Origin of the sequence: Paenibacillus sp. 598K (assembly GCF_003851045.1) — a bacterium.
GTDB lineage: Bacteria > Bacillota > Bacilli > Paenibacillales > Paenibacillaceae > Paenibacillus_D.
Genome location: NZ_BFBX01000217.1, coordinates 1 through 242, shown reverse-complemented (window position 1 = coordinate 242; position 242 = coordinate 1). Strand labels below are relative to the sequence as shown.

At 69.8% G+C, this 242-nt stretch carries 1 protein-coding gene; it reads left to right on the top strand.

Annotated features, from left to right (window positions below):
• Positions 1-242: hypothetical protein (locus PA598K_RS34560; protein ID WP_185602416.1), on the top strand; the 242-nt coding region annotated here is incomplete at both ends.

Genomic DNA, 242 nt, shown 5'->3' with positions numbered 1-242 from the left:
GCCACGGGCGAAGCCGGAGCTACAGGAGCCACGGGAGCGACCGGGGCCACGGGCGAAGTAGGAGCCACAGGAGCGACTGGTGCAACAGGCGAAGCCGGAGTCACAGGGGCGACTGGAACAACGGGCGAGGCCGGAGTAACGGGAGCGACTGGGGCCACGGGTGAAGTAGGGGCAACAGGAGCGACGGGGGCCACGGGCGAAGTAGGGGCTACAGGAGCGACCGGAGCCACGGGCGAAGTAGG